Here is a 25,323-nt window from a genome sequence, read left to right as displayed (position 1 = left end):
TATAGCTCGGTTCTGGCTCGTATGCTCGTTTCATGAGCAGCCCCGATGCCGGCCGTCCGCCGTCGGCAGTCGCCGACACCAACCGTCGAACCACGGTGCTGGACTCGGCCATGGCCACGTTCGCGCGCTTCGGCTACAGGAAGACCTCGATGGAGGAGGTGGCACGAGCCGCCCGCATCTCCCGGCCCGGCCTCTACTTCCTGTTCTCCTCCAAGGAGACTCTGTTCCGTGCCGCGGTCACCCAGACCCTGGATCGCGACATCGCCGCGGTCGAACGCGTCCTGGCCGACAGCCGCCGGCCCCTTCCGCAACGCCTCGTCGAAGCGTTCGACCAGTGGGCTGGGCGCTACATCGGCCCGCCGGCCTGCGATGTCGCGGCGGTTGTCGAGGCCTGTCCCGAACTTCTGGGAGAGATCGTCGAGTCCGCGCCGCGACGCTTCGAGGAACTGGTCACCGATGCGATCGCCGTAGAGAAGGGGCGAGAGTCTGCCCGCCCGGTGGCGCAGACGGTGATCAGCGCATCCATCGGCCTGAAGTATCAGACGGTATCCCGGGAGGTCTACCTCGAACGGCTGGAGGCCGCCGTCGGTCTCCTGGTGCGCTGAGGGTGCGCTCCCGTTCTCCTTCTTTGCCCGTTCACCCGACAGGCGGACGGGCAAAGAGGGCTCGTCGATGGAGAAGACGTGATCCGGCGTCGGCCCGCCGAAGCGCTCGTAGGATGCCTGGATGCCGAAGCCGATAAGGATGAGCCGCCGCATGTGGGCTGCGGCGTGGGCGGTGCTGTGCGCGGCCGGCCTCGCCGCCACTGCCGCACTGAACGCTTCTTCGGTTCCGGACCAGCAGCTCGAGAAGCCGGTGGGCACCGAGTGCGCCGAGTACATCGCAGACGTTGAAGTGCGGCTGGCCGAGGCCGGGCAGGAAGGCCGGGGCGGCGAAGTGCTTGCCTTCTCCCGGGTCCGGGCCGGCACCGAGAACGATTGTGGCGAGGAACTCCGCAACCACTTCGGGGGCGCTCGATGAACCGCGGTGCCTGGCTGGCCGCGTTGGCGGGGCTTACCGTTGTCGGCGCGGTGGCGATCATTGCGGCGGCGGCTACGGCTGAACCGGAGCCGCGGCCTGCGCCGTCCCGGGTGTACTCGTCGTGCCTGGCGGCCGACACCAGGCCGGTGCCTGCGGACGACGACCCGTGCGACGGTCACTGACAGGGGCTGCGAGGGGGTGTGTGGGTCCGTGTGCCGTCGGTGGCGGAGCGGCTTGTCGGCTTCGCGTTGCGGTGTGTCGCGGGCGTCCGGCCCGGTGGTGGTCGGTGTCGATGGGTTCGGCAGTGTCCGAGCGGTGGGGTCCTGGCGTTGTTCGTTGCGCGGCAGGGGGGAGCGGGCGGTGGAGGCGGCGCCGGACTTCGCGGGGGTGCAGGAGCTGCCGGAGAAGCTCGGCAAGGACGGTGTCACCATTGTGGTGGGTGATCCGGAGGCGAGTACGAGGGTGCGGCTGTACGAGGATCCGCGCTGCCCGGTGTGCGAGGAGTTCGAGACCGCCGGCGGCTCTCCGGAGTCCAGGTCGCCTGTAGCGCGGCGGGGGCGGGGGCGGCTGACGGACTCGCTTCCTCGGTGCGGGTGTCGGCCCCGGCCTGGTCCGGCACGCCCCCAGGTGTGCGCAGGCGCAGCCCGATCGCGATCGGTGGCCGCAACGGTCCGTCGTGTGCCACACGCAGGCGCGGCCTTCTTGCGTCGCCCTGCTGATCAGCCTGTGCTCGCTCTACCGGTCGGTCACAGTCCGGAAGGAAGAGGCTCCACGAAATGCAGGACGTCGCCAGCCTGACGTCAGAGCAGTACGAACTCGCGAACCGACCCCTGGCAGCTCTGGACATCGCCGCCTTCTGCTGTGCGAAGAAGTATGTGAACGAGAGGGACTTCCGCGATCTGTGTGCGCCTGCCCTCGTGTTGCCCTTCAAGCGCTCTGCAACGCCGTTTCTCGTACATCGCGACGCCCCGAGGCCGAGGCCCGTCTGGCCCTATTGCAGGCGCCCGATTCAACGGGCTGAGGAACATCTGCGCGCCAGGGAATGAGTGTCGGACTCGGACCGGGGCCGGCCTCAGAAATTCGCTTCATCCGACGGTGCCGGGTCGGCGTCGTGGGCCCGAGCGTCGATGTGACTAATGTGAAGGGTATGAGCGAACACTCGGAGCGTTCCGTCGTCGTCGAACGCACCAGCAGCGGGCATTTCGTGGCGACCAACGCCCGCGGCGGATCAGTCAGTTTCGGTACGTCCTCGGACAACGGCCAGGACACCGGATTCACCCCGGTCGAGTTGTTGCTGGCCGCGATCGGCGGCTGCACGGCTGTGGACGTCGACGTCGCCACCGGCCGTCACGCAGAGCCCGCCCGGTTCTCCGTGACAGTCAGGGGAGACAAGGTGAGCGACGACCTGGGCAACCGTATGACGAACATCGAGGTCGCGTTCACCGTGGCTTTCCAGGACGGCGAGGAAGCGGAGCGCGCACGTGCGATCCTGCCCCGCGCGGTCAAGGCTTCCCACGACCGTCTCTGCACCGTGAGCAGGACCGTCGAGATCGGCACTCCGGTGACCACGACGGTCACCGACGCCTGAGACTCGTGCCGTGTCCGCCCGGCGGGGCACCTGAAGCGGCGTGCTCCACCCTCGGTAGTGCCGTCGGCTGCACTACTGGACTTGATGATGCTCGGGGCCCGGTCTCGCTGGCCTCTACCGGCTGCACGTCCGGCATCGATTCTGTATGTCACGCTGTCGACCTGATCCGCGAGGGCAGTGCCGACGTGATGGTGACCGGCGCGACCGAGGCGCCGATCTCGCCGATCACTGTGGCGTGTTTCGACGCGATCAAGGCGACGAGCCCACGCAACGACGAGGCGGAGACTGCCTCGCGCCCCTTCGACCGCCCTCGTAACGGCTTCGTCCTGGACGAGGGGTCGGCCGTGCCGTGAACACCGGTCAGATCTCTATCCGGCACGGGCCGCGCGGCTCCAGCGGTGTCGTCGTCGCCGAGCAGACGGGCGGCCTCGACGCGATCGCCCACGCTCGGCGTCAGATCCGCAAGGGTGCCCGGCTGATGGTGACCGGTGGCGTCGACTCGGCGCTGTGTCCGTGGGGCTGGGCCGCTCATCTCGCCTCCGGCGAACTGAGCCGTGTCGCCGATCCCGCCCGCGCCTACCTGCCCTTCGACGCGCAGGCCGGCGGTCATGTGGTCGGTGAGGGCGGCGCGTTCACCGGGTGCGCGGCCACCTTCGACGGCCCCGGCACCTCGCGTCTGGGCGACGCGGCGCGGCTGGCCCTGGCGGATGCGGGGGTGCGTCCCGACGAGGTCGACGTGGTGTTGGCCGACGGGGCCGGTGCCCGCGCCGCGGACCGTGCCGAAGCGGAGGCGCTGGCCGTTCTGTTCGGTCCGCGGGAGTGTGCCCGTCGCCGCGCCGAAGCCGATGACCGGACGGCTGCTGGCCGGCGGCGCCGGTCTCGACGTGGCGGCCGCCCTGCTGTCTCTGCGCGACCAGGTGATCCCGCCGACCGCCGGCACCACCGAGCCCGCCCCCGACTGTCCTGTCGACCTCGTCACCAGCGCCCGGGAGGTCGGCGTCCGTCACGCGCTGGTCGTGGCCGCGGCCGGGGTGGCTTCAACTCGGTGGCCGTCGTGAGGGCCCTCTGAGCGGACCGGTCGCCCCGTCCCGTCCCGCCCCACGCCCGTCCAGGTGTTCGTGGCGGTGTACTTCCCGTGTGGATACGACGGTCAAGATTGGTGCGGAGACCCGCGACCGGCTGGCGGCCCTGACCGAGGCGCGGAACATGTCCATGCGGGCGCTGACCGAGGAGTTCGCCGCGACGGCGCTCACTCCCGCGCGGTTGCGTGCGGACCGGGCGCACGGACGCGTGCACGGCGTTGTGATCGTCGAGCACTACGTCCTGGACAGCCCCACCCTCCTCGCCCTGGACGGCAGCAAGCAGATCGCGGGTCTCCTCCACATCGCCGCGGGGGACCCGACGGTGCGGGTGTGGGTCCCCGTCGTGTGCGTGCTGGAGGCCGAACGCCAACGGTCCGGCATTGTCGGCTGCCTCGGCATCCTCGACGTCCTGCACACCCCGGACGCCGACTGCGCGACAGCGCGTACGGCCACCGGCCTGTACCGCCGCAAGCTCCCCTTCGGCGTGGGCGCGGCCGTCCACGCCACCCGCCCCACCCTGGACCGCCCCGACGGCGCCCTCGTCGCCACGGTCGCCCCGGCCCTCTACGAGGCCTCGGCGTCCCGGTCCTGGACCTCAGCCGGTAGACGGCCTTCAGCACACATGTGTTGGCGGCGGGACCGCACCCTGCTGCGCGGTGTACTTCTCGGCCGTCGGCGGCCGGCTGGGCGTCGGTGTTGCGGCGGCCGTCGATGGCCTCACACGTCCCCTTGCCAACTGCAGCACGGTCTACGCTGACGTCATGTCACCCCCGGGCTGGATGAGGCTCGCCAGGGCGCGCGGAATGCGGCGCCGACTGGCGATCGTGTGCAGCCACGTCATCAGGCGCCCGCTCCTGATCCTCGCGCTTGCGGGGCTGGCCTTCCTCATCACCAGGTTCGGCAAGGACTTCCCCGTGCTCTATGGCATGGCCCCCTTGGAGCCGTTCTGATCTCCTGGAGCATGGGCCGCTACCGCTCGGTCGATCCCACCGATTCGTCACGCCTTGGCTGCGCCGTCGTCCGCCGGCGACGGCTGCTTACCGCGCTTGTGGGGAGTCGGGGCGGGCGATCGGGCCTCACATCCGTGATCTCAGCACGTCGACCTCACAGCCCGGTGCGAAGGGGTCGAAGCCGTGCTCGATCAGCCAGCGGACTGCCAGCAGGCTTCGCAGCGACCACCATGCGTGGATCACGTCGATGTCGATGTCGGCGTCGTAGCCGGCGATGACGTCGTCGAGGTGTTCCTCGTGTCCGAGTGTGAAGGTGGCAAGGTCGTACAGGGCATCGCCCTGGCCCGCCTCGGACCAGTCGATGATGCCGGTGACCTCGTCGCCGTCGGCGAAGAGGTGCGCGATCTGCAGGTCGCCGTGTGTGAATGCCGCAGTCCACGGCCGGAGCGCGGCCTCGGCGACCTGGCGGTTGCGGGTGACCAGGTCGGCGGGCAGGACGCCGTTCGTCACGAGCAGCTCGCACTCGTCGTCGAGTTCCGCCGCCAGCGCGACGATGCTCCGCCCGGCCCGGCCGGGTCGGGGCGGCAGCGGCGCATCGTGCAGTTTGCGGATGGCGGCGCCCGCTGCGGCCCACGCCGTCGGCGATCCGGTCGACGGACCGCCGAGGCACCCGAGTGTTGTCCCCGCAAGTGCGGCGATGGCGAGCACGGGCGGCTTGCGCCACAGGACTTCGGGGGTCGGGACCGGTGCGAGGGACATCGCCTCGACTTCGGCGTCGATGCGCGCCTGATCGGCGTCCACCTTCAAGAACACGCCACCGACGCGCAGAGTCGCGCGCTCCGAATGGGCGACGACGACTTCGACCTCATCCATGAGCGACCAGTATCCCCGAGGTGGTCGCCGTGGTCGCCAGGTTTGTCGCGTGTGACTGCGCGGTCGACCGCGTCCCTCCACTCGACGGCCTCGTGCATGGCACCGACCTCTGACCAGGGCGAGCCAGCCACTTCTGGCAGGAGTCCCGGAAAGCGGTCCCGGAGCCGGGATCGTGCGGGATCATGAAGCATGCTCTCGGATGGCTGGCACCTCACCCAGAACGTCGACGATTTCCTCGCCCGGGCCGGGGACTTCCTGTGCTCGCGCGCCGCCCTGCACAACACGCTGCTGACGGACATCGCGAAGCTGCGGGTACGCGGGGCAGCCGACACTGCCGACGACGCCGCCGTTTTCGGCCGGCTGGAGTCAGCGGGCGAGGTCCGTGCGATCTTCTGTCTCACTGCCCGCGGACGCCTGGGCCTCACACCGCTCTCTGCCGGGCAGACCGACAGCCTCGCCGCACACCTGGCCGGCCTCGGCCATCCGCCGACCGGCGTCATCGCGGACCGGGCCACCGCTGGTGCTTTCGCCGAGTCCTGGCGGCAGCACACGGGTGCGGCGTCACTACCTTTCTGGCGGACGCATCTCTACCGTCTCGGTACGCTCACCCCACCGCAGCCGAGTCCGGAAGGCCAGGGGCGCGTCACGGACGGTAAGGACCGCGGGCAAGTCGTGCGCTGGTGCCGTGAGTTCTGTGTCGAGGTCGGAGAGCAGCACTCCATCGACATGATCGACGCCGGCGGCTGGGAGGACTCGCGCTTCGGCGACAGGCACTTCACGTTCTGGGAGACCCCGCAGGGCACTCCCGTCTCGATGGCGGCCTCGACCTCGGTCGTCGGCGGCATGGTCCGGGTGGACCCCGTCTACACCCCGGCCCGCCTCCGCGGCCGCGGCTACGCGGGAGCTGTGACGGTTGAGGCGAGCAGGGCCGCGCTGGACGCAGGAGCGACGGACGTCGTCCTGTACACAGACCCGGACAACCCCACCAGCAATGCCCTCTACCGGCGCATCGGGTACGTCCATGTCGCCGACTTCGCCGGGCACAAGTTCTCCTACGACGCACCGGAGCCCGGGTGAGGGGCACCGTTCCTATTCAGGATTCAGGATTCAGTGAGCAGGAGTGGGTCTTGGACCCGTTCCTGTTCGCTGCGGACATCCCGAACGGTTTCGGGTGGCCTGGCTGCCCGGGGTCGCTCCGTGTCCGGTGGCCCTGGCCGTGTCCGTCGTCCGGGAGGACGGAGGCGGGGGCGGGGGTTCAGCCGGCGGTACGAAGCACACGCCACCGACCGCCGTCACCGGGGCAGGAGCCGAGGGCTGCGCAGCCGGGGCTGGCGCCTTCATCGCAGTGTCGATGCTCGCCTCGTCGTGGAGGCCCGTGGAACGCGTCTCGACCTTGCCGTCATCGGGCAGGTGCTGGACCGGGAGGTCTCGGTTTTCGAGGCCGCCGCCGCACATGCCGATGCCCTGGAGGTGCAGATCCGCACGCTGCGACTGCGGTCTGCTGTGCTGCGAGCGGTGGCCGAACGTGGCTCCGGCCCCGAGGAGATGGACCTCATGCGCAAGCTCGCCAGGCTTTCCGGCGATGAACGCCGACGCCTGATTCCCGGTTTCGTCGACGACACGTCCGGTGGGCTCGGCGCCAACGCCGGCTTCGTCGACACGAGGCGCTCGGCCGTGCCCGAACTGCCGGACGACCCCGACCCCGGGCAGGCCGATGCCTGGGTGGAACTCACCGAGGCCCTTCGGGACAGCGTCGTCGGGGCGCTCGATGCCGGCATCGACGCTCCCACTGCCCGTTACGCGCAGACCGCCGGCCGCGCCGACGACGCCGACTTGCGGCACTGGCTGCTGATACGCCTGGAGGCCGCCGGCGCCCCCGCGATGGATGGCCCGTCCGGCCCGGCACCGGTGTTCACGTGGTTCGGGCAAGCCTTGCGCACCCGCACCGCCTGCGGCCGTCCACTCGCCAGGAGCAGCGTAAGAACCTGACGGAGCGCTGTGAGGCCGTGCCGTGGACCGGTCCGTGCCGTCCATCGGAGCCCGCCCGCCGTCTGCCGTCCGCCGGCCCGCGACGCGGCGTCAGGACGCGCACCGGGGCAGGCAGCGGCGGGCCCGAGGGCCCGGTTGCGTGCCCGCCGGGATGGTGTGTCAGAGCACGGCGAGGCGGTCCGCCAGCAGTTCCAGCCTCTGCTCGGTTTCCTCCGGCGGCAGCCGTCGCGCCCGGGTCAGGGTGGCCAGTCCGTGCAGGGCCGCCCAGAACGTCTCGGTGAACAGTCCCGGGTCGACGCCGTCCCCGGCGACTTCACCGAGGGTCTCCAGCAGCGCGGCGAAGGCGTCCTTCAGCGGTTCGGGGGTGTCCTCCTGCGCGTACGCCAGGCCGCCGTCGAGCTGGAACAGGGCGTCGTAGACCGCCGGGTTGCGCTCGGCGAAGTCCAGGTAGGTGCGGGCGAGGGCGGTGACCCGCTCGCGGGGGCCGTCCGCGGCGGCGGCCGCGGCCCGCACCGCCGCGGCCATCTCGGCGGCGCCCTCCAGGGCGACGGCGCCGATGATCTCGCGCTTGCCCCGGAAGTGGCTGTAGAGGACGGGCTGGCTGTATTCGATGCGCTCGGCGAGCCGGCGGGTGGTGACCGCGCCCCAGCCCTGCTGCTCGGCGAGTTCCCGGGCCGTGGCCACGATGAGGCGCTCGCGGCCCGCCCGTTCGCGCTCCTTGCGTTCCTGTACCGACATGATTCGATCCTAGCATCGCTAGACAACCAAGCGGCAGTAGGTCTAGCGTTGCCTCGTCAGCTAGCAGCACTAGATTTGAAGGAGGGCCGTCATGCTCAACGCACTTCAGGTAGTCACCACCGTGGCCGTCGGCCTGATGGTGGGGGTGGAGTTCTCCGTGGCCTTCGTCATGAACCCGATCCTCAACGCGCTGCCCGAGGACAGCGGCCAACTCGGCCACGCCCACGGGGGCCGGATGCTCGGTGCCGTGATGCCGGTCTGGTACATCGGCTCGCTCGTTCTCGTCGCGGGATGGGCCGCCGCCGGATGGCACGACCCCGGCACCGGCCTCGTCGTCACCGCCGGAGCGCTGCTGCTCGTCAGCGTGATCATGTCGGTCCTGCTGCTCGTCCCGATCAACAACCGGGGCAAGACGTGGACCCCCGAGAACCGGCCCGAGGACTGGAAGGAGCAGATGAACCGCTGGGACCGCTACCACTGCGTCCGCGTCGCCGTCATCATCGCCGCCTTCACCCTGCTGGTCGCCGCCCTCGCCTGAGCCCGCGTGCCTCGGCGGCACACACCGACCGACAGCGAGAGGAAATACCGAAAATGGCCAAGCTGCAGAGTCTCGACCCGCAGACGCCGATGTTCGCGCAGTTCAAGGAGAAGACCGGCCCCATCGTCCTGGCCAACACCTTCGTCGTCCCGAAGGAGAGGACTGAAGCGTTCCTGGCCCTCTTCGGCAGGCAGGCGGAGTTCATGAAGTCCCGGCCGGGATTCGTCTCCCTGCAGATGCACAGGGGAACGGCGGACAGTCGGCTCCTGATGAACGTCGCGGTCTGGGAGTCGACCGAGGCCCTCGCCGCGGCGTTCGGCAGCCCGGAATTCCAGCGCATGGCCGCCGAGTTCCCCGACGACATCGTGTCGTACCCGCACATCTTCGAGCAGATCGACGCATGACACGGCGGCCGCGGCCCGGGGGCGAGCAGCCGGAGAAGCCTCGTCCTCCCGGGCCGTCACGCATCCGCACCATGCCGGGCCGCCAGGACCGCCGCGGCCGGCCCACCACGCGTAGCCCCGTCCCCGACAAGGAGTCCCTGTGGCCGTGGAACTGAATCACACCATCGTCCCCGCCCGTGACCCGCAGGCCTCGGCGCGGTTCCTGGCCGGGATCCTCGGCCTGAGTGTCGGTCCGCCGCTGGCGCACTTCACGCCGGTCACGCTCGCCAACCACGTCAGCTTGGACTACGACCGGCTGGACGACTTCGAGCCACACCACTACGCGTTCCTGGTCGGCGAACAGGAGTTCGACGCCGCCCTCGCCCGTATCCAGCACGGTGGAATCACCCACTACGGCGATCCCGCATGCCCCACCCCGGGCGGCGCCGACTCGTGAGACCGACGGCGGCCGCCCCAGCGGCATACGCCGCCGCACCCTGCCCCACCCCGGGCCGAACGTCAAAGGAGAGGCACCATGTCGCTGAAGAACGTCAACACCGTCCTGGCCACCGCCGTCGCCCTGTTCGTCCTCTACCTCGGGCTGTCCTTCATCCTGACCCCCGAGACGTCCACTCCAGGCGTTGGCCTGCCGAACTGGCCCGAGGGCGACGGCGGCGGCTTCCTCATCATGAAGGGCATCCGCGAATTCGCGATGGGTCTGGTCATCGTCATCCTGCTGGTGACGGGCCATCGCCGCGCCCTGGGCCTGGTCCTGTTGACGGAGGCCGTCGCCCCGTTCGGCGACATGATCAACGTCCTGGCCCACCACGGTTCCGTCGCCGCCGCGTTCGGTATCCACGGCCTGACCTCGGCGCTGATCGCGATCACCGGCCTGCTGTTCCTCCGCGAGGCCAGCAAGGCCCACAAGGGCCACAAGGGCCATAGAGCCCGCAAGGCCCCCGCGCCGGCGCCCGCCGCGCAGCCCGCCTGACAGTTGCATACGAACACCGGCACCGCGAGCGGGTCCTCCAGGAACAGCCAGGCGTACCCCGCCATGCACATCTGGAGCGCGAACCCGAGCCGATGGTGCTTCGTCCGCCGCAAGGCGCTCAGGTCCGGTCCGGTCCACGTCGTCTAGGGAAGGGACAGCGCCCGCGCCTCGCCCTTCTCCGCAACGGTGTGTCACGTGCGCGCCTTCAGGCGGTGGGCGCGGGCACTGAGGTGGCGACACTCGGGGTGCTGGTGGTGCGGCGGGCGGCTTCGGGGGAGGGAGCTACTGCGGCCTCGTGTTCGCCGAGGAGTTCGAGCATGTGGGCTCGGGTGGCGTGCGGGCGGTGGTGGCGGGCCATGCGCTCGTCGGTCTCCAGCGTTGCGATCAGGTCGAGTCCGGCGGCCGGGCCGTGGACCATTGCGACGGCGACCGCGCGATTGAGGGAGACCATCGGATTTGGCCCGAACCGCTCCAGGAGCTCGAACCCAGGGATGCGCCGTTCTTCGCCCGGGGATCCCCCGGGGCAATGCGCTCGTACGCGTCGGTTTTTGTTCTTATGGCCCGGCCATGCCACAGATGACGGATCACGGGCGGAGTCCGGGGCGCGCTCGCGACGCCCTGCCCGGGATTCGGCCTGGGCCGGGGTCGTCGCGACGTGCATGGCGCAGTCCCGTCAGAGCGACTCCGAAGCCCGCAGGGACTCGAGGAGAATGTGGGCTTCGGCGCAAAGGGGTTCGAGCTGGTCGATGAGTCCCTGCCGGACCTGGTTTTCAGGGTTTGTGATGCGCTCGCTGATGCGCTCGCGGGACTGTTCGAGCTGCTCCCGGTACTGCGCCAGATTGTCCATCAGATGATCGACGAGATCGGTCCCCTGAATACCCGTTGCCAGCGTGAACTGCTCCTTGATCGCGGCGACTTCGGTGTCCATCGCGCCGATCCACTCGTCCTGGAGAACTTGCAGGGAACTGATCCGGCCTTTCCGGCGCTGAACACCGATGAAGACAAGAGCGGCGACCCCGGCGACAAGGCCGGCCGGCGGGAAGAGCGTGCCGGCCGCGGCCAGACCGTACAGCCAGCCCCCGCTGGCTGCGACGGGTGTGACGATGCCGACCAGCGCCGCTGCCCGCTGCACCACGTCGTGGCGGGTGGTCGAACGCGGGCTTTGCTGGGGGAGCGAGAGGCTGTTCACGTCAAGAGTGAAGTCCGGAAGCCGTCCCGCGAGATCCTTGTCGCCGAAGACCTGGTCCACCGCTTGGACCAGGTCCTTCTTGAAGTTCTCGAACTCCTCGGTCCACAGCGTCGCCGGACCGGCGGGCCCTTCGATCCATGTACGGAGCGTCTGGGCCTTCGACACCTGAATCTGGTTCGCCTTGGTGGGCCTGTTGAGGTCCGTGGCCCTGATGACATCGTCCAGCTCGGCGTGGAGATGGGCGGACAGCCGGGTGAAGGGACGAACGGTCCGCGCGATGCGGTTGTGGAGCTTGCGCTCAAGGTCCTCGCGCATGCGCGGCAATGCAGTGTCGAGGAGCTCCAGTCGTTGTCGCTCGCTCTTCAGCAACTCCTTGAGCTCGTCGATCTCAAGGCGTTCGTCGCGCAGCCGCACGGCAAGCGCCTGGCGCCGCGGGGTCATGAGGATCCGGGCCTCCGCCGCCACCGCTGCGACGTGCCGGGCGCCGGTCCCGGTACTGATCAGGTCCTCGATCGCCTGGCGCAGTGTCTCCATGCGGCTTTCGGCACGCTGCCGCTGTGCCGCGGCCTGGGCTCCCTCTGCGCTGAGTTTGTCCGCACGTGCTTCCAAAGCGGGGGAGACAGGCAGAAAGCCTTCACCGATGAAGCCGAGATCCGGCCGGCCGTTCGGCAGCGTGAAATTGTCTCGCAGGTATGTGTTGTTGCGGGCGATCGTCGCCTTCCACTCCGGGATGTTCCGGAGATCGAGATTGGCTGCGGCGTCGATGGCGGTGACCACCCACACCACACGCTTCCCCGACAACAAGTAGTGGTCGTACAGGAATCGGATCAGATCAAGGTCACGTTCCGAAAGGGTGCGGCTGGCATGCGACACGTACATGAAGCAGTCCGCGTCGGCCATCGCGGTCCGGACGATCATGTCGTGGACCGGATTCGGGGAACCATAGCCGGGCAGGTCGTAGAGCTTCGCCGGAAGCTTGGCGCTGGCGAGCATGATCTCGAGTTCGGCCACCTCACGTCCGCGGTGAGGCCTGAGCCGGTCGGTCACGTCCGCTTCCTGCATCGCATACGCCGCGACGACAGAGGGGGCCGGGGAGTTTCCCACCTCCTCCCACCCGTCCTCGCCGGAATCCGTGAAACGCACCCGCAGATAGCCGGTGCCCCCAGCGTCGATGCTGGACTGGTCGTCCACCGGAACCACACTGGCGGGACACGCAGTGGTGGGGACGGGGGATGAGGGCAGGAGGCCCACGAACTTGTCCGCCGTGTGACCGTCGGCGGTCGGTACCTCGACCAGCTCAAGCCCGCCTTGCAGGCCACTGAGAAGGAAGCTCTTGCCGGACGAGAAAGCACCCAGCAGCGCCACGTTGATAAGGGTTGAGGCCGCACGTGTCCTCAACCGTGTCATGGTGCCCGCGTCGGTGAGGACCTCCTGTGGCCATTCCGCCGGAGTCTCAGGAGCGGCCGACGCGGCGCGAAGCCACACCTCGCACCGATCGAGAACAACGCGCAACTCGTTGCGTACTTCGTCTACGTCCCTCGGCACAGTCACGGCACAGGTATAACCCAGGCCGGCGAGGTGGAGTGAGCGTTCACGGAATTCCCCAGTGGAGACTTCGGACGACCGCGGCACAGCGCGGTATCCGGACCGGCACCGAACTGCGCCGCCTGCTCGTCGAGCGGGCCGGCCTCGAACTGCCTACGGCATCGGTGTCCGCCCTGTGCGCCGCCCTGGACTGCGCCCTCAGGGCTCGCAGAGAATCAAGGTGTTGCTTCCCGGGATGCGGCTCGTTGTTGTGGTGTGAGCGTCTTCAGCGAGGTTCGTGGTCAACTCGCTGCGAAGGTTCAGGTGTTGTGCCCACACCTCGACGAACGACAGCGGCGGCTGCAGCATCCCCGATGACCCGGTAGGCGACCACCACGCCGCGCAGCAGACTGTCTGGCCCTTGCCTACCGCAATGACGCCGTTCCCAAGGCGCGTTCCCGCCCCACACCGAACCACCCCAAGGACACGGACGCCAAGGCACTTGCCTGCGCCTCAGCCGTCTTTACAGTCGCCGAGGCTCCCGCGGCCGCACGTAAACACGCGCCGACCATCGCCAGCACACTGCTCAACGACTACCGGCACCCTGATGTCGAAGAGACCCTGGCCGACAACCTGGCAGCCCACTGCATCTCCCAGGGCACCATGCGCCGCCCGACGTCGGGCCGCTCGACAACGTTCGCCAGAGCCTGGACCGGCTGCCCACTCGTGGTGGCAAACCGGCGCATCACCGTGACGGCCGCATGGTCGGTTACGCCCGGTTGAGTCCCAGGGCGAATGCGCCCCGTTCGTCCGGCACGTTCCGCCGACGGGTCTTCTGGCTGCTGCCCCACGACCGTGACGCCGAGCCCGAGGGCCTCTACGCCATGGCGCGCCGGCCGAAGCCGTCGACCCCCGCACCATCGAGGCCCGTATCAGGGGCTACAAGACCGAACGCTCGGAGGGCGGGCCTCCTTCGACCGTCATGCGGGAACCGGGCATAACCCTGCCGTTGTGAGGCGACCTCCTTCAACAGGTTGCGTGAGGCGTGCGTATCCGTTTGCGAGGGCGTCGTGTTCGCCCGCAGCGGCACGCCTCTACTCCCCCAGGAGACTGTGCCGCCCGGGTACGGTCCGTCCCGATCGGACGGGCCGCACCCGGTTACTCCCGCCGCCGTGCGGCGACGGTGAGCAGGTCGGCGGCAGGGCCGATCAGGGACCGTCCCGAAGGCCACACCGCCCGCAGAACGCGGCGCAGTTCGACGCCCTCAATGCTCACTTGCACGAGCCGGCCGTCGGCTATGTCCGTTCCCACGGCGAGTTCACTGATCACCGCCGGCGCGGTTCCCGCGATCACGGCCCCACGTACGGCGGCCGCCGAGCCCAGTTCCAGCAGCGGACGGGTTTCCCCCGCCCCGGCCCGGCGCAGGGCCCGCTCCAGGGCGTCCCGGGTGCCCGAGCCGCGTTCGCGGACGACCAGGGCGGTGGCGGCGAGTTCAGCGGCCACCAGGGGGCTGCGGCGCCGCGCCCAGGGGTGGGCGGGCGCCACCACGACGATCAGGCTGTCGGTGGCCACTGTTGTGCAGGTCAGGCCGCGGGGGACGTGAGGGGACTCGACGAACCCGATTTCCACCGCACCGCTGCGGAGCAGCTCCGGGACATGCTCACTGTTGGTGACCTGCAGACCGACATGCAGGTGCGGGTGGGTTCGGCATAGTTCGCCGATCCAGGACGGGGCCAGGTACTCCGCCACCGTCATGCTGGCCGCCACCCGCAGGGTGCCGTTGAGCCTGCCGCGCTGGGCCTCCACGTCCGCCATGAGCGCCGTGAGTTCGTCCAGGACGCGCTGCGACCGGCCGGCCACCGCCTGACCGTCCGTCGTCAGAGTCGACCCGCGCCGGGTGCGTTCGATGAGCGCCAGGCCCAGCCTGCGCTCCAGGGTCGCCACCCGCTTGCTCGCCGAGGGCTGGGCGATACCGAGCTCGGCGGCCGCCTTGCCCAGGCTGCCCAGTTCTCCGACGAGAACCAGCAGCCGCAGCGCTTCGACATCCGGCAGACCACTCATGGCACAAGCGTATGAACGGCCGTGCGGTCAGTCAGCCGGTGGAGTCATTCCCCTTGTTTATGACCTCCTCACCATGAGGGGGCTACCGGCCTGGTCAGAGGGCTGCCCACAGTGAGGCCATGAGCGACGACAGCGGCAGTACGGCCCCCGACCGGACCGGGGCGACCACGGAGCGGACCACCGGAGCGGAGGCCGCCGCATCCGGCGGCCCGTGGTCGCGGCGGCTCGTGGAGCGGCTGCCGGGGCTGGCAGTCGCCGTGGCCATCGCCGCGGTGGCCACCGTGGTGGGCGGCTGGTTCCCCCTGGTCGGAGGCCCGGTCGCCGGCATCGTCATCGGTGTCGCCCTGTCGGCGGCGCGGCGACCGGGAAAGCGGCTTCGGCCGGGACTCACCACGGCGAGCACGTTCGTACTGCAACTGTCGGTCGTGCTGCTCGGATGCCAGCTCTCGCTCACTCAGGTCGTGCGGGTCGGGGGAAGTTCGCTGCCGGTCATGCTGGGGTCGCTGGTGGCCTGTCTGGCCGCCGCATACTTCGTCGGACGCCGGCTGGGCATCGCACGTGACCTGCGCACCCTGATCGGCGTCGGCACCAGCATCTGCGGCGCTTCCGCGATCGCGGCGGTCACTCCGGTCATCGGAGCCGCGAGCGCGGAGGTCGCCTACGCGGTGTCGACGATCTTCCTGTTCAACATCGTCGCGGTGCTCGTCTTCCCGCTCCTGGGCCACCTGCTGGACATGAGCCAGCAGGCCTTCGGACTCTTCGCCGGTACCGCGGTCAACGACACGTCGTCGGTCGTGGCCGCCGCCGCCACCTACGGAGACGAGGCCGGGCAGTACGCGGTCGTCGTCAAGCTCACGCGGACCCTCCTGATCATCCCGATCTGTCTGTGGCTGGCCGCGCTGACCAAGCGCCGCGCCCTCGCCCTGGGCACCGACACTCTGGGCACCGACGGCCCGGGTCACGCCCCGCGCCTGAACGTCCTGAAGCTGGTGCCCTGGTTCCTCGTCGGATTCCTGCTGACCGCTCTGGTCAACACCCTCGGGCTCATCCCGTCCCGGGCCCACTCGGGCCTCACCACGCTGTGCGTCTTCCTGATCACCGCGGCGCTCTCCGCGATCGGCCTGACGACCGACCTGCGCGGGCTGCGCCGTGCCGGCCCCCGGCCGCTTCTGCTGGGAGCCTGTCTGTGGATCGTGGTCTCGGCCACCAGCCTCCTGTTGCAGTACCTGACGTCCTCCCTGTGACGCGCACGGCCGCGTCTCCTCAAGCCCCAACGTGTCCCTCTTGGCCGAGTGCTCGTGCCTTGGGCCACGGTCGGCCGAGCCATGTGGCAAGGAGAGGGAGACACCCCGGTGAATATCGCGCTGACGGCTGTGCCGCGTGCGGCTTTCCCCCGGGGGGCGTGCCGGGGGATGGGCGCTCTGGAACTTCCGGGCGGCGCGGGCCTGCTGTCGGCGCGTTACGCCACGGCGTCAGGGGCGTTGCCGGTGCAGGGCTTCTCCTCCTGCTCACCGCCGCGGTCACGCTGTGTTCGCTGAGCCGGGGGAGCCTCGGCCCACCCGGGAAAGTGTGTGTTGGCTGAGCCGACCGGAACGCCCCGGTCCTCCAAGGCCTTGCGCAGGGCCCGTACGGCGTAGAAGGCGCGGCTCTTGACGGTGCCGGGCGGGATGCCGAGGTGTTCCGCGGCCTGGGTCACGGTGTACTTCCAGGCAGTACACGATCCCGATCACGGTCCGCTGCTCGTTGAGGTCCAGCAGCGCGCTGCGCACCACGTGGAGCGTGAGGTCGTGGTCCGGGCTCTCCAGGACGGCGTCGAGTTCTTCCGCCGGCATCAGTTTCAGGGACCTGAGCTGCACGGCCCGGTGGTGGTCGGTGACCAGGTTCCGGACCACGGTGAACAACCACCTGTCGCGGTCGGTGTCCGGTGCGCGACGCGGGATCCGGGCGGGGCGGACGCCGACCGCATCCGTGATCCCGTGCATGGGTGGGCCCAATCGTGTGCCGCCGGTGGTGTGGCGTCGCTCCGTCCCGGGCCGGGGCGATGGAACCCGTAGTCTCCGAGAGCCATTGGCCAAACGTTGTCGTCCGCTTGCCTGCGGCCGTCCGCGCGCGGTCTCGCTAGACTCCGCGCGTGGACATCGGCTGGCTGGAAAGTTTCCTCGCACTCGTCGAGCACGGCAGCTTCACGCGCGCCGCGGAGGCGCAGCACGTGAGCCAGCCCGCCTTCAGCCGCCGGATCCGCGCGCTGGAGATCTGGTTCGGTGAGCCGCTGGTGGACCGCTCGACCTATCCCGTGAGCCTGACGCCGGCGGGTGCCAAGGTCCGGGCCGGTGCGATCGAGACCGTGGCGGCCATCGGCGCGGTCCGTGACGAGATCCGCGGTCGGCAACGGGCACCGCGAGGCGCCGTGCGGGTCGCGGTCACCCACACGCTGGCCACGACGTTCTTCGCCCAGTGGTGGGCGCGTTGCGGCGAGCAGGGGCCCGTGCCGTGCGTACTGCTGCCGTCCAACACGCTCGACGCCTACGACGCGCTGTTCCACGGCGGCTGCGACCTGCTGCTCGCCTACGCGGATCCGTCCCTGCCGCTGAGCATCCCGGTCGCCGACGTCGAGTGGATGGTGCTGGCGGAGGACGTGCTGGCCCCGTACACCTCGGTGAGCGGCGGGCACCCCGACTTCTCGCTGCCCGGTACCGCCGCCCGTCCCGTCCCCGTGGTCACGCACAGCCAGGGTGCCTTCCTCGGCCGCGTGACCGAACGCGTCCTGGCGGAGCGGGACCTGCACCTCACGCCCGTTGCGCAGAGCGACTTCACCTCCGGACTCGCGGCGCTCATCGGCGCGGGTCTGGGAGTCGGCTGGCTGCCCGGCCGGCTGGTGAGCGCCGAACTGGCCGCCGGGTCCCTGCGGCAGGTCGGTGACCCGTCGCTGACCGCCAGACTCGAGATCCGGCTCTACCGCGTGCCGAGCGACAAGGTGCCCTCGCGTGCGGCCGCCATCTGGCACCGAGCCGCCGAACTGGCGATGACCGGCTCCTGACCGGGGCCTGCCCGGCGGATCAGGTCGCCGGACGGGCCCCGGCCCGCCTCCGGTTCTGGTCTTCGGTTCCCGCCTTCGGTTCTAGCCGGCCTTCCGGTGCTTCGCCGCGGGCGGCGGGGCACTGCACTCCCGGATCACCGCGTCGGCCAGCAGGTCGGTGGGATCGAGGAGGTCCGTGCCGCCCGTCGAGGTCAGGTGCCGTGCCGCCAGGGGGAGTTCGGTGCAGGCCAGGACGATCGTGCGGGCGTCGGTTCGGGCCATCGCGCGCACCGCGTTGTCGAGGTGCCGGCCGGCCGCCTCGGGGTTGCCCTGCTTGACCTTCCGGATCGCGAGGTCGACCTGCAACTGGGCCGGTTCCTCGGGCAGTACGACGTCGAACCGTTCTTCCCGCAGCCGCCGCTGGTAGAGGCCCGAGGCCAGCGTCGCGCGGGTGCCGAGCAGGCCGACGCCGCCGGACGCACCGGGCCGCCGCTCCAGTTCGGCCACCGTCTCGGCGACCATGTCCAGGAACCGCAGACCCGAGTCCCTGACGAGGGCGGGCAGGAAGACGTGCGCGGTGTGGCACGGCATCACGGCGACGGTCGCGCCGAGGTCGCGCAGCCGCCGAGCACCGGCCAGCATCGCGGGGTAGGGGTCGGTGGTGCCGCCGAGTACGGCCCCGACGCGGTCGGGGACGGTCGGGTCGGCCCAGATCGCGACCCGGAGGTGGTCCTGGTCGCGGGTGACCGGCGTGCGGCGGACGAGTTTGGTGTAGAACTCGGCGGTGGCGGCCGGCCCCATGCCGCCGAGGATGCCCACCAGGTGGTCGTGCCCGCTCATGGCGTCTGGAACGTGGACCGGTAGCCGAACAGCGCCGCGCTCCCGCCGGTGTGCAGGAAGACGACGTTGTCGTCGGTGGCGAAGCGGCCTTCGGCTATGTTGCCCAGCAGGCCGGCGAAGCCCTTGCCCGAGTAGACGGGATCGAGCAGGACACCTTCGGTGGAGGCGACGAGGCGGACCGCCTCGATCATGGTGTCCGTCGGTACGCCGTAGCCGCCGCCGACCCAGCGGTCGTCGACCAGGATGTCGTCCCGCGTGACCGCGCCCTCGGCCCCGATGAGGGCCGCCGTGCGTTCCGCCAGGCCCAGTACGGCGGAGATCTGGGCCTCCTCCGGCTGCCGCACACTGATCCCGAGCACTTTCGCCGGGCTGTGCATCGCCCGCAGACCGGCGACGAGGCCGGCCTGGGTCCCCGTGCTCCCGGTGCCGTGCACCACCCAGTCGACGGCGACGGGAGCCGCCTCCAGCTCCTGCGCGCACTGGACGTAGCCCACCGCCCCCAGCGGGTTGGAACCGCCGCCGGGAATCACGTACGGGCGCCTGCCGTTGGCGCGCAGCTCGTCGGCCAGCATCTCCATGGCCTCCTGCATGTCGGTGCCGGCCGGTACGCGCTCGACGACCTCCGCTCCGAGCAGTTCGTCCAGGAGCACGTTGCCGGAGAGTTCGTACTCCGCGTCCCGTGTCTGGCGCTTCTCGAGGAACAGCTTGCACTTCATGCCGGCGCGGACGGCCGCCGCGGCGGTCTGCCGGGCGTGGTTGGACTGCGTCGCGCCCTGGGTGATGACGACGTCGGCGCCCTGCTGGATCGCCTCACCGACCAGGAACTCCAGCTTCCGCGTCTTGTTGCCGCCGGTCGCGAGACCCGTGCAGTCGTCACGCTTGATCCACAGGTTGGGCACCGAGGCGTGGCTCTCCCGCAGGTGGTCGGTCAGCCGCTCCATCGGTTCGAGGGCGGTCGGGAAATGTCCCAGCGGAAACCGCGCGAAACGTGCCGTCTGGACCATGGAATGCTCCTCTTCAGGTTTCCTCGGGCGAATGTGTCAACAGTTAAGCCGCCGAGTGATCCGCTGTCCAATGTCGGTTTCAGCAAGGGCTATGCACAGAACGCATGAGGAGTTCCTTCTCCTTGACCTGGGGGGCGGGATCCCGCCAAATGTCTCCTCACCGGCAAGGGAAAGGAAGTATTGCTCGTGTCGCATACAGGAACAGTCGTCGCGGAGAATGACGCGCCCGCCGAGAGCCGCAGACGAAAGCTCAAGCTGCCGCCACTCGGCGTGCAGGTTCTGATCGCGCTCGTGGTCGGAGCCCTGCTCGGGGTGGTCGCGCCGGCCGTCGCCGACGAGCTGAAGATCGTCGGCGACGGCTTCATCCGACTGATCAAGATGACCATCGTCCCGCTGATCTTCCCGCTCATCGTCGTGTCCGTGGCGCGGATGGAGTCGGCGAAGACGGTGGGCCGTATGGCGACCAAGGCGCTGCTCTACTTCGAGATCGTCACGACGGTGATTCTGGCATTCACTCTGTTCGTCGCCTTCGTGTCGGGTATTGGAAAGGGCACGAACCTGGGATCGGTCGATCCCGCCGACACGGAAGGCATAGGCCACAGCGTCGATCTGAAGAACCTGTTCCTCCACATCATTCCCGAGAACGTCTTCGCTTCGGCCGGCGAGGGGGAACTGCTGTCGATCCTCTTCTTCGCGGTCTTCCTCGGGATGGCACTGACCAAGATCGGCGACAAGGCCCGGCCCGTGGTCGCCGTGTTCGACGCCGTCGCCGACGCTATGTTCCAGATGATCACCTGGATCATCAAGCTGACCCCGCTGGCCGTCGTCGCGTTCGTCGCGTACAACACCGCCCACTACGGCTGGGACCTGGTGGTGAAGCTGGCGGTGTTCGTCCTCGTCTTCTACGCCGCCGTCCTCGTGGTGCTCCTCGTGCTGTTCCCCATCATCGCGATGGTGTTCCGGGTGCCCTACGTCCGGATGCTGCGCGCGGTCGGGGACCTGCTGTTCCTGTCGTTCGTGACGCGCAGCTCCGAGGTGGTCCTGGCCCCCCTGATCGAGCGGCTCGACAAGTTCGGCGTGGACCGCAAGGTCTCCTCGTTCACCCTGCCCCTGGGCTACTCCTTCAACGCCGACGGCGCCACGATGTACGAGGGGCTGGCGGTCGTCTTCCTCGCCCACGCCTACGGCGTGGAGCTGACGGTTCCTCGCCTGCTCACCACTTTGCTGGTGCTGATGCTGCTGACCAAGGGCATCGCGGGCGTCCCCTCGGCCTCGATCGTCGTGCTCTTCTCCGCGGGTTCGACGATCGGCCTGCCCGCGGAGGGGATCGCCATCCTGCTGGCCGTCGACTTCGTGGTCGACATGGCACGGACCGGTCTGAACGTCACCGGCAACTCGCTCGCCGCTCTCGTGATCGCGAAGTCGGAGGGCCGTTTCGCCGACCGGGCGAAGACGGCCGGGCCCGTCGGCGAGCGGGTGGAGGCCTGACCGCGGCCCACGACCCGCCGCCGATGCCTGTGATCCAGCCGCGTCGGCACCGCCGCACCCATCCTGTGACCGTGACCGGGCCCGTGCCACCGCTACCGCGGTGCTCGGGCCGTTCACGTTTCCAGTACACCGACGATCAGTGAATGCAAGGATGTGACCTGCGTGTTTTCGGCCGTACCAACAAATATTTCGGCCCCTTCAACACCGATGTCGGGACCTGCGTATCCCCTGATGACCACATCGTCTGGCGGAAATGGACGGCACCATGGCCTTCTGGCTCGGATCGGATACGGATGGCCGTGTCGGTGAGCGGTAGCCCCGTGAAGTGGCTGCGCGGACGGTTCGCGTCGAAGGACGCCGAGCCGACCGCACTGCGCACCGACCGCGAGGTACAGGCCGCCTACGATCTCTACGGCGGTGAACTCTTCGGGTTCGCGTTCAAGGCACTGGACGACCGGCAGCTCGCCGAGGACGTCGTCCAGGAGACCTTCGTCCGTGCCTGGAAGTCGCCCCGCGGTTACGACCCGAGTCAGGGATCCATGCGTACCTGGCTGTTCGCCATCGCCCGGAACGCGGTGGTGGACGCCATCAGGCGGCGCAAGGTCCGTGAAGGGACCGGCTTCTCGTCGTGGGACGCCGTGTCCGAGTCGTCCTCGGCGTTCGACCCCGTCGATCAGCTCCTCGAGCGGATCCAGCTGGGGGAGGCGCTGGAGCGGCTGAGCGCGCAGCACAGGGAGGCGGTGGTGGAGGTGTACTTCGGCGGCCGTACCTGCGCCGAACTGGGTGAGGAGCTGGGGGTCCCGGCGTCCACCATGCGCAGCCGGCTGTACTACGGCGTGCGGTCGCTGCGGCTCATCCTCGAGGAGAACGGGTGGCTGGCACCATGAACAAGGCATGCGTCCCCTTCCGGCCGCTCCTGACCGAACACCTGCTGCTCGGGACACCCCTGCCGGAGGAACTTTCCCAGCACGTCGACCAGTGCCCCGACTGCGCCCGCGAGGCCGCCGAGGCCGAGGACGTGGTCCGTACGATGCGACGGGTCGACCCGTTCGCCGACTGGACGGGGGCGCGGACTCCGGCTACGCGCACACGGCCCTCCAGCGACCTCGGGGACCGTATCCGCCGGATCGTGGCCGACCCGAAGCCCGCCGCCAGGCCCCCCCGGTACCGGCGCCGTATCGCCCTGGGCGTGTCCGCCGCCTTCGTCACGGCGGCCGCGGTGGTCGTCCCGCTCACGCTGGACCAGGACCAGCCGCCCGCCACGACGGCGGCGGTGGTGCTGGCCCGTGACGGAAGGATGGTCGAGCGCCCCGGGGGAACCGAGGTGCCGGTCGTGCTGTCGGGGCTCAAGAAGGGCCAGACCTACCGGATGATGACCGTCAACGCCGAGGGCACGCGCATGCCGGGCGGCAGCGTTCGGGCCGATTCCGACGCGGACGTGTCCACCCGCATGATGACGGCCATGCGCAGGGACACCATCACCGCCCTGCTGGTCGAGGACGAGTCGGGGAACGTGGTGACCCACATCATCGTGCCGCCGCCTTCCCCGTCCGCTTCCCGGCCGGCCTGACAGCCGGAGTCCGTACCAACTGACGCCGGATTCACCGGGGCGCTCGGGCGGTCCGCCGTACCCGAAACACACCCCGGCGCTCCGCTCTGCCCGAAAGCAAGTCAGTCAACAGACAATGGAGACGAGAAATGTCTACTGCGCGTCGTGCAACATGGATGCTGATCGCCACGCTGGGAGTCGGGGGCGGCGGTGTCGCGGCCGCTTCCATGGCGCAGGCCAGTCCCGAACCGGCGGTGTCCAAGGCCGGCGCCACGGACAAGCACCGTCCCATCCCGATCTCGGGCCGGGACCGGCTCTACACGGCCGACCAGTCGTCCAACACGGTGTCGGTCATCGACCCCTCGACCAACAAGACCCTGGGTACCATCGCCCTGGGCGACCAGCGGGTGGGCAGCACCTTCAGCCCCCAGTACAGCGGTGACTCCGGGGTGCACGGCCTGGCCTTCTCGCCGGACCGCCGGCTGCTGGCGGTGGTGAGCGTCACGAGCAACACCGTCCACATGGTCGACACCAGGACCAACAAGGTCCTCAACACCACCGATGTGGGCCGCGCCGCCCACGAGGGCAGCTTCACCGCCGACGGCAAGGAGTTCTGGGTCGCCAACCGCGGCCGGGACACGATCTCCATCGTCGACACCAGGCACGGCGGCGTCACGGGCACCGTGCGCGTCGGCGACGGCCCCTCCAAGGTGCTCATGAGCCCCGACGGCAAGCACGCGTACGTCAACTTCACCAGCAAGGCCGAAGTCGACGTCATCGACGTGCGCTCCCACCGGATCACGGACCGCATCACCGGGCTCGGTGCCACCTTCTCCTCCGACCAGGCCATCTCCCCGGACGGCAAGCGGATCTGGGTCTCGCACAAGCGGGACGGCAAGATCAGCGTCGTCGACCTGAAGCGCAACGAGGTCGTCACGGTGCTCAACACCGGCCCCGACACCAACCACCCGCAGTTCGTCGACAACCGCAAGGGGAAGTTCGTCTACCTGACCATGGGCGGGCTCGACGAGACCTGGGTCTACAAGCGGACCCACGGCGTCCCCAAGCTCATCACCAAGATCAAGAACGGTGGACACGCCCCGCACGGCGCCTGGGCAAGCGGCGACGGCTCCCGCCTCTACGTCGGCCTGGAGAAGTCCGACGCGGTCGACGTCATCGACACGGTCACCAACAAGGTGGTTCACACCATCGCGTCCGGCCAGGAACCCCAGGCCATCGTCTACGCCCCCCGCGCCACCAACCGACCCGGCAGCGCACCCAACCTCGGCCACCAGGGACTGGGCCAGCAGGCCCACGACGTGCCGACCACGCTGCCGAACGGCAAGCGCGGCGACATCCTGGACCCGGTCAAGGGCCGGGTCCTGGAGGCCACCATCCGCCCGGTGAGCGGACTGGACATGATCCAGCTCCAGGCGCGGGGGCTCAAGGCGGACACCGTCTACAAGGCCTACTCCGTGGCCGAGAACGGCAAGAAGACCCTCCTGCGGACGTTCCCCACCGACAAGGAGGGCAAGACGCCCATGGCCCTCTCCTTCGGCGACTTCAACGGCGAGAGCATCGCCGTCGAGGTCAAGGGCGCGGTGACCCCCGTCCAGAAGGCGGCCTTCGCCTCCCAGGCCAGCGGTCACAGCCACGGCGTGAAGACCGCCGACCTCCTGTACTGCGACTGCTGCTGACCCCGGCCCTGACGCCGACACCGACACCGACCCCGGACTGAGAGGACGTTGCCATGTCCCGCCGCACCCGACGGCACATCACCCCACTGATCACTGTCGCCGGCGCGGCGGGCGCGGTCCTGCTCTCGGCGACTGCCGCCACGGCCCACGTCCGGGTCATCGGTGAGGTCATCCCGGGCAAGCCCGCCACGCTCCAGTTCCGCGTGCCCAGCGAACTGGCCGAAGCCACCACCGTCCGCGTCACGGTCGATGTCCCCAAGGACCTCATGATCACCTCCGTGCCGGCCCTCGACGGATGGAACCAGGAGACGCTCCCCGGGACCGGCGACAAGGGCACCCAGCTGGTCTGGACGGCGGAGGCGGGCCACGAGATCAAGCCCGCCCAGAGCGAGACCTTCCAGGCGAACGTCGGCCCGATACCGGACCGGTACTCCCTGACCTTCAACACGGAACAGACCTACTCCAACGGCACCTCCGTCGCCTGGAACGAGAAGCAGACCGGCGCCGAGGAACCGGAGTTCCCCGCACCGGTCCTCGTCGTCGACCCCGAGGCCTCCCCGCCCCCCGGGTCCGCCGACGGCGCCGCGCAGCCGGGCGCTTCCGAATCCGTCCCCGCTCCCTCCGTCGACGCGGCGTCACCCGCACAGGCCGCATCCGAGGAGTCCGACTCCGGCTCGTCCGCGGGTCTGGTCGCGGTGATCGGGGCGGGAGTCGCCGTGGCTGCCGCGCTCGCCACCGCCGTACTGCGACGGCGCAGGGCGGCGCAGAGCGGCTCGCACCTGTAGGTCCCCGCTCGAACTGCC

At 69.6% G+C, this 25,323-nt stretch carries 27 protein-coding genes and 3 pseudogenes; 22 read left to right on the top strand and 8 right to left on the bottom strand.

Annotated features, from left to right (window positions below; all coding sequences use genetic code 11):
* Positions 1-32: 32 nt before the first annotated feature.
* The 8 genes and pseudogenes from KUM40_RS22360 (at position 33) to KUM40_RS22325 (ending at position 4,640) form a co-directional block, all read left to right on the top strand.
* Positions 33-605 (top strand): TetR/AcrR family transcriptional regulator, encoded by a 573-nt coding sequence (locus tag KUM40_RS22360; RefSeq protein WP_374227409.1) that lies wholly within the window; start codon positions 33-35, stop codon positions 603-605.
* Between the two features lie 121 nt (positions 606-726).
* A complete protein-coding gene (locus KUM40_RS22355; RefSeq protein WP_217167799.1) occupies positions 727-1,020 on the top strand; it encodes a hypothetical protein in 294 nt (97 codons plus the stop codon).
* Positions 1,021-1,026: 6 nt separating this feature from the next.
* Positions 1,027-1,818, top strand: coding sequence for a thioredoxin domain-containing protein (locus KUM40_RS42470; RefSeq protein ID WP_308401208.1), 792 nt, complete (start codon positions 1,027-1,029; stop codon positions 1,816-1,818).
* Between the two features lie 349 nt (positions 1,819-2,167).
* A complete protein-coding gene (locus KUM40_RS22345) occupies positions 2,168-2,608 on the top strand; it encodes an OsmC family protein (RefSeq protein WP_217167798.1) in 441 nt (146 codons plus the stop codon).
* A gap of 47 nt (positions 2,609-2,655) precedes the next feature.
* Positions 2,656-2,955 (top strand): annotated as a pseudogene (locus tag KUM40_RS22340) (beta-ketoacyl synthase N-terminal-like domain-containing protein); the annotation flags it as partial.
* Positions 2,955-3,677: pseudogene (locus KUM40_RS22335) on the top strand (beta-ketoacyl synthase N-terminal-like domain-containing protein); the annotation flags it as partial. The pseudogenes KUM40_RS22340 and KUM40_RS22335, both read left to right, overlap by 1 nt.
* A 68-nt stretch (positions 3,678-3,745) precedes the next feature.
* A complete protein-coding gene (locus KUM40_RS41585) occupies positions 3,746-4,447 on the top strand; it encodes a hypothetical protein (RefSeq protein ID WP_254395504.1) in 702 nt (233 codons plus the stop codon).
* A 4-nt stretch (positions 4,448-4,451) separates the two neighbouring features.
* Positions 4,452-4,640, top strand: coding sequence for a hypothetical protein (locus KUM40_RS22325; protein ID WP_217167797.1), 189 nt, complete (start codon positions 4,452-4,454; stop codon positions 4,638-4,640).
* 126 nt (positions 4,641-4,766) lie between these two features.
* Here KUM40_RS22325 and KUM40_RS22320 read toward each other — a convergent pair whose 3' ends face one another.
* Positions 4,767-5,513 (bottom strand): phosphotransferase family protein, encoded by a 747-nt coding sequence (locus KUM40_RS22320; RefSeq protein ID WP_217167796.1) that lies wholly within the window; start codon positions 5,511-5,513, stop codon positions 4,767-4,769.
* A gap of 189 nt (positions 5,514-5,702) precedes the next feature.
* On the opposite strand from KUM40_RS22320, the gene KUM40_RS22315 reads away from it, so the two are divergent.
* Positions 5,703-6,590 (top strand): GNAT family N-acetyltransferase, encoded by an 888-nt coding sequence (locus tag KUM40_RS22315; RefSeq protein ID WP_217167795.1) that lies wholly within the window; start codon positions 5,703-5,705, stop codon positions 6,588-6,590.
* A gap of 288 nt (positions 6,591-6,878) precedes the next feature.
* On the top strand, positions 6,879-7,502 hold the full coding sequence (locus KUM40_RS22310; protein ID WP_217167794.1) for a hypothetical protein: 624 nt from the start codon (positions 6,879-6,881) through the stop codon (positions 7,500-7,502).
* Between the two features lie 159 nt (positions 7,503-7,661).
* Here the strand turns inward: KUM40_RS22310 and KUM40_RS22305 are convergent, their stop codons facing one another.
* Positions 7,662-8,240 (bottom strand): TetR/AcrR family transcriptional regulator, encoded by a 579-nt coding sequence (locus KUM40_RS22305; protein WP_217167793.1) that lies wholly within the window; start codon positions 8,238-8,240, stop codon positions 7,662-7,664.
* A gap of 91 nt (positions 8,241-8,331) precedes the next feature.
* Here KUM40_RS22305 and KUM40_RS22300 point away from each other — a divergent pair, with 91 nt between their 5' ends.
* The 4 genes from KUM40_RS22300 (at position 8,332) to KUM40_RS22285 (ending at position 10,152) form a co-directional block, all read left to right on the top strand.
* Positions 8,332-8,778 (top strand): DUF1772 domain-containing protein, encoded by a 447-nt coding sequence (locus KUM40_RS22300; RefSeq protein ID WP_217167792.1) that lies wholly within the window; start codon positions 8,332-8,334, stop codon positions 8,776-8,778.
* A 53-nt stretch (positions 8,779-8,831) separates the two neighbouring features.
* Complete coding sequence (locus tag KUM40_RS22295; RefSeq protein ID WP_217167791.1) at positions 8,832-9,182, top strand: antibiotic biosynthesis monooxygenase; 351 nt, start codon at positions 8,832-8,834, stop codon at positions 9,180-9,182.
* A gap of 145 nt (positions 9,183-9,327) precedes the next feature.
* Positions 9,328-9,618, top strand: coding sequence for a VOC family protein (locus KUM40_RS22290; RefSeq protein ID WP_217167790.1), 291 nt, complete (start codon positions 9,328-9,330; stop codon positions 9,616-9,618).
* A 78-nt stretch (positions 9,619-9,696) separates the two neighbouring features.
* On the top strand, positions 9,697-10,152 hold the full coding sequence (locus tag KUM40_RS22285) for a DUF4267 domain-containing protein (protein ID WP_217167789.1): 456 nt from the start codon (positions 9,697-9,699) through the stop codon (positions 10,150-10,152).
* Positions 10,153-10,357: 205 nt separating this feature from the next.
* On the opposite strand, the gene KUM40_RS22280 is transcribed toward KUM40_RS22285, so the two are convergent.
* Positions 10,358-10,603, bottom strand: coding sequence for a hypothetical protein (locus tag KUM40_RS22280; RefSeq protein WP_217167788.1), 246 nt, complete (start codon positions 10,601-10,603; stop codon positions 10,358-10,360).
* Positions 10,604-10,825: 222 nt separating this feature from the next.
* Positions 10,826-12,706 carry a dynamin family protein gene (locus KUM40_RS22275; protein ID WP_217167787.1) on the bottom strand — a complete coding sequence of 627 codons (1,881 nt, stop codon included), beginning with the start codon at positions 12,704-12,706 and terminating at the stop codon, positions 10,826-10,828.
* 803 nt (positions 12,707-13,509) lie between these two features.
* Between KUM40_RS22275 and KUM40_RS41580 the strand changes: the two are divergent.
* Positions 13,510-13,880 (top strand): annotated as a pseudogene (locus tag KUM40_RS41580) (DUF6009 family protein).
* A 143-nt stretch (positions 13,881-14,023) separates the two neighbouring features.
* Here KUM40_RS41580 and KUM40_RS22270 read toward each other — a convergent pair.
* Positions 14,024-14,926: a LysR family transcriptional regulator gene (locus KUM40_RS22270; protein ID WP_217167786.1), complete on the bottom strand. Its 903-nt coding sequence runs from the start codon at positions 14,924-14,926 to the stop codon at positions 14,024-14,026.
* 119 nt (positions 14,927-15,045) lie between these two features.
* Here KUM40_RS22270 and KUM40_RS22265 point away from each other — a divergent pair, with 119 nt between their 5' ends.
* Entirely contained in the window at positions 15,046-16,170 is a 1,125-nt protein-coding gene (locus tag KUM40_RS22265) for a YeiH family protein (protein WP_254395503.1), read from the top strand.
* A gap of 215 nt (positions 16,171-16,385) precedes the next feature.
* On the opposite strand, the gene KUM40_RS41575 is transcribed toward KUM40_RS22265, so the two are convergent.
* Positions 16,386-16,622 carry a hypothetical protein gene (locus KUM40_RS41575; RefSeq protein WP_254395502.1) on the bottom strand — a complete coding sequence of 79 codons (237 nt, stop codon included), beginning with the start codon at positions 16,620-16,622 and terminating at the stop codon, positions 16,386-16,388.
* 435 nt (positions 16,623-17,057) lie between these two features.
* Here KUM40_RS41575 and KUM40_RS22255 point away from each other — a divergent pair, with 435 nt between their 5' ends.
* Positions 17,058-17,963 carry a LysR family transcriptional regulator gene (locus KUM40_RS22255; protein WP_217167785.1) on the top strand — a complete coding sequence of 302 codons (906 nt, stop codon included), beginning with the start codon at positions 17,058-17,060 and terminating at the stop codon, positions 17,961-17,963.
* 81 nt (positions 17,964-18,044) lie between these two features.
* Here KUM40_RS22255 and KUM40_RS22250 read toward each other — a convergent pair whose 3' ends face one another.
* Together KUM40_RS22250 and KUM40_RS22245 are read right to left on the bottom strand one after the other, a co-directional pair.
* Complete coding sequence (locus tag KUM40_RS22250) at positions 18,045-18,782, bottom strand: aspartate/glutamate racemase family protein (RefSeq protein WP_217167784.1); 738 nt, start codon at positions 18,780-18,782, stop codon at positions 18,045-18,047.
* The gene (locus tag KUM40_RS22245; RefSeq protein ID WP_217167783.1) at positions 18,779-19,786 is read right to left on the bottom strand and encodes a D-cysteine desulfhydrase; all 1,008 of its coding nucleotides are present in this window, start codon (positions 19,784-19,786) and stop codon (positions 18,779-18,781) included. Before KUM40_RS22245 ends, KUM40_RS22250 begins: the two co-directional genes overlap by 4 nt.
* Positions 19,787-19,972: 186 nt before the next feature.
* On the opposite strand from KUM40_RS22245, the gene KUM40_RS22240 reads away from it, so the two are divergent.
* The 5 genes from KUM40_RS22240 (at position 19,973) to KUM40_RS22220 (ending at position 25,305) form a co-directional block, all read left to right on the top strand.
* The gene (locus tag KUM40_RS22240; protein WP_217167782.1) at positions 19,973-21,274 is read left to right on the top strand and encodes a dicarboxylate/amino acid:cation symporter; all 1,302 of its coding nucleotides are present in this window, start codon (positions 19,973-19,975) and stop codon (positions 21,272-21,274) included.
* Positions 21,275-21,579: 305 nt separating this feature from the next.
* Positions 21,580-22,161 carry a sigma-70 family RNA polymerase sigma factor gene (locus KUM40_RS22235; RefSeq protein WP_308401207.1) on the top strand — a complete coding sequence of 194 codons (582 nt, stop codon included), beginning with the start codon at positions 21,580-21,582 and terminating at the stop codon, positions 22,159-22,161.
* The gene (locus KUM40_RS22230; protein WP_217167780.1) at positions 22,146-22,844 is read left to right on the top strand and encodes a hypothetical protein; all 699 of its coding nucleotides are present in this window, start codon (positions 22,146-22,148) and stop codon (positions 22,842-22,844) included. The genes KUM40_RS22235 and KUM40_RS22230 overlap by 16 nt, the downstream gene beginning before the upstream one ends.
* Before the next feature lie 128 nt (positions 22,845-22,972).
* The gene (locus KUM40_RS22225; RefSeq protein WP_217167779.1) at positions 22,973-24,520 is read left to right on the top strand and encodes a YncE family protein; all 1,548 of its coding nucleotides are present in this window, start codon (positions 22,973-22,975) and stop codon (positions 24,518-24,520) included.
* A 53-nt stretch (positions 24,521-24,573) separates the two neighbouring features.
* On the top strand, positions 24,574-25,305 hold the full coding sequence (locus KUM40_RS22220; protein ID WP_217167778.1) for a DUF1775 domain-containing protein: 732 nt from the start codon (positions 24,574-24,576) through the stop codon (positions 25,303-25,305).
* Positions 25,306-25,323 lie beyond the last annotated feature (18 nt).

This window comes from Streptomyces sp. AC512_CC834 (assembly GCF_019049325.1).
In the GTDB taxonomy this organism is placed as follows: domain Bacteria; phylum Actinomycetota; class Actinomycetes; order Streptomycetales; family Streptomycetaceae; genus Streptomyces.
Note: the sequence above shows the minus strand (reverse complement) of the source record. Positions and strands in the feature narration are given on the sequence as shown.

Excerpts from the sequence above, each read along its gene's own strand:
- KUM40_RS22280 (WP_217167788.1), bottom strand. The coding sequence starts at position 10,603 with ATGGTCTCCCTCAATCGCGCGGTCGCCGTCGCAATGGTCCACGGCCCG.
- KUM40_RS22355 (WP_217167799.1), top strand. The coding sequence starts at position 727 with ATGCCGAAGCCGATAAGGATGAGCCGCCGCATGTGGGCTGCGGCGTGG.
- KUM40_RS22345 (WP_217167798.1), top strand. The coding sequence starts at position 2,168 with ATGAGCGAACACTCGGAGCGTTCCGTCGTCGTCGAACGCACCAGCAGC.
- KUM40_RS22325 (WP_217167797.1), top strand. The coding sequence starts at position 4,452 with ATGTCACCCCCGGGCTGGATGAGGCTCGCCAGGGCGCGCGGAATGCGG.
- KUM40_RS22270 (WP_217167786.1), bottom strand. The coding sequence starts at position 14,926 with ATGAGTGGTCTGCCGGATGTCGAAGCGCTGCGGCTGCTGGTTCTCGTC.
- KUM40_RS22305 (WP_217167793.1), bottom strand. The coding sequence starts at position 8,240 with ATGTCGGTACAGGAACGCAAGGAGCGCGAACGGGCGGGCCGCGAGCGC.
- KUM40_RS22250 (WP_217167784.1), bottom strand. The coding sequence starts at position 18,782 with ATGAGCGGGCACGACCACCTGGTGGGCATCCTCGGCGGCATGGGGCCG.
- KUM40_RS22360 (WP_374227409.1), top strand. The coding sequence starts at position 33 with ATGAGCAGCCCCGATGCCGGCCGTCCGCCGTCGGCAGTCGCCGACACC.
- KUM40_RS22320 (WP_217167796.1), bottom strand. The coding sequence starts at position 5,513 with ATGGATGAGGTCGAAGTCGTCGTCGCCCATTCGGAGCGCGCGACTCTG.
- KUM40_RS22245 (WP_217167783.1), bottom strand. The coding sequence starts at position 19,786 with ATGGTCCAGACGGCACGTTTCGCGCGGTTTCCGCTGGGACATTTCCCG.
- KUM40_RS22315 (WP_217167795.1), top strand. The coding sequence starts at position 5,703 with ATGCTCTCGGATGGCTGGCACCTCACCCAGAACGTCGACGATTTCCTC.
- KUM40_RS22285 (WP_217167789.1), top strand. The coding sequence starts at position 9,697 with ATGTCGCTGAAGAACGTCAACACCGTCCTGGCCACCGCCGTCGCCCTG.
- KUM40_RS22225 (WP_217167779.1), top strand. The coding sequence starts at position 22,973 with ATGTCTACTGCGCGTCGTGCAACATGGATGCTGATCGCCACGCTGGGA.
- KUM40_RS22300 (WP_217167792.1), top strand. The coding sequence starts at position 8,332 with ATGCTCAACGCACTTCAGGTAGTCACCACCGTGGCCGTCGGCCTGATG.
- KUM40_RS22295 (WP_217167791.1), top strand. The coding sequence starts at position 8,832 with ATGGCCAAGCTGCAGAGTCTCGACCCGCAGACGCCGATGTTCGCGCAG.
- KUM40_RS22265 (WP_254395503.1), top strand. The coding sequence starts at position 15,046 with ATGAGCGACGACAGCGGCAGTACGGCCCCCGACCGGACCGGGGCGACC.
- KUM40_RS22220 (WP_217167778.1), top strand. The coding sequence starts at position 24,574 with ATGTCCCGCCGCACCCGACGGCACATCACCCCACTGATCACTGTCGCC.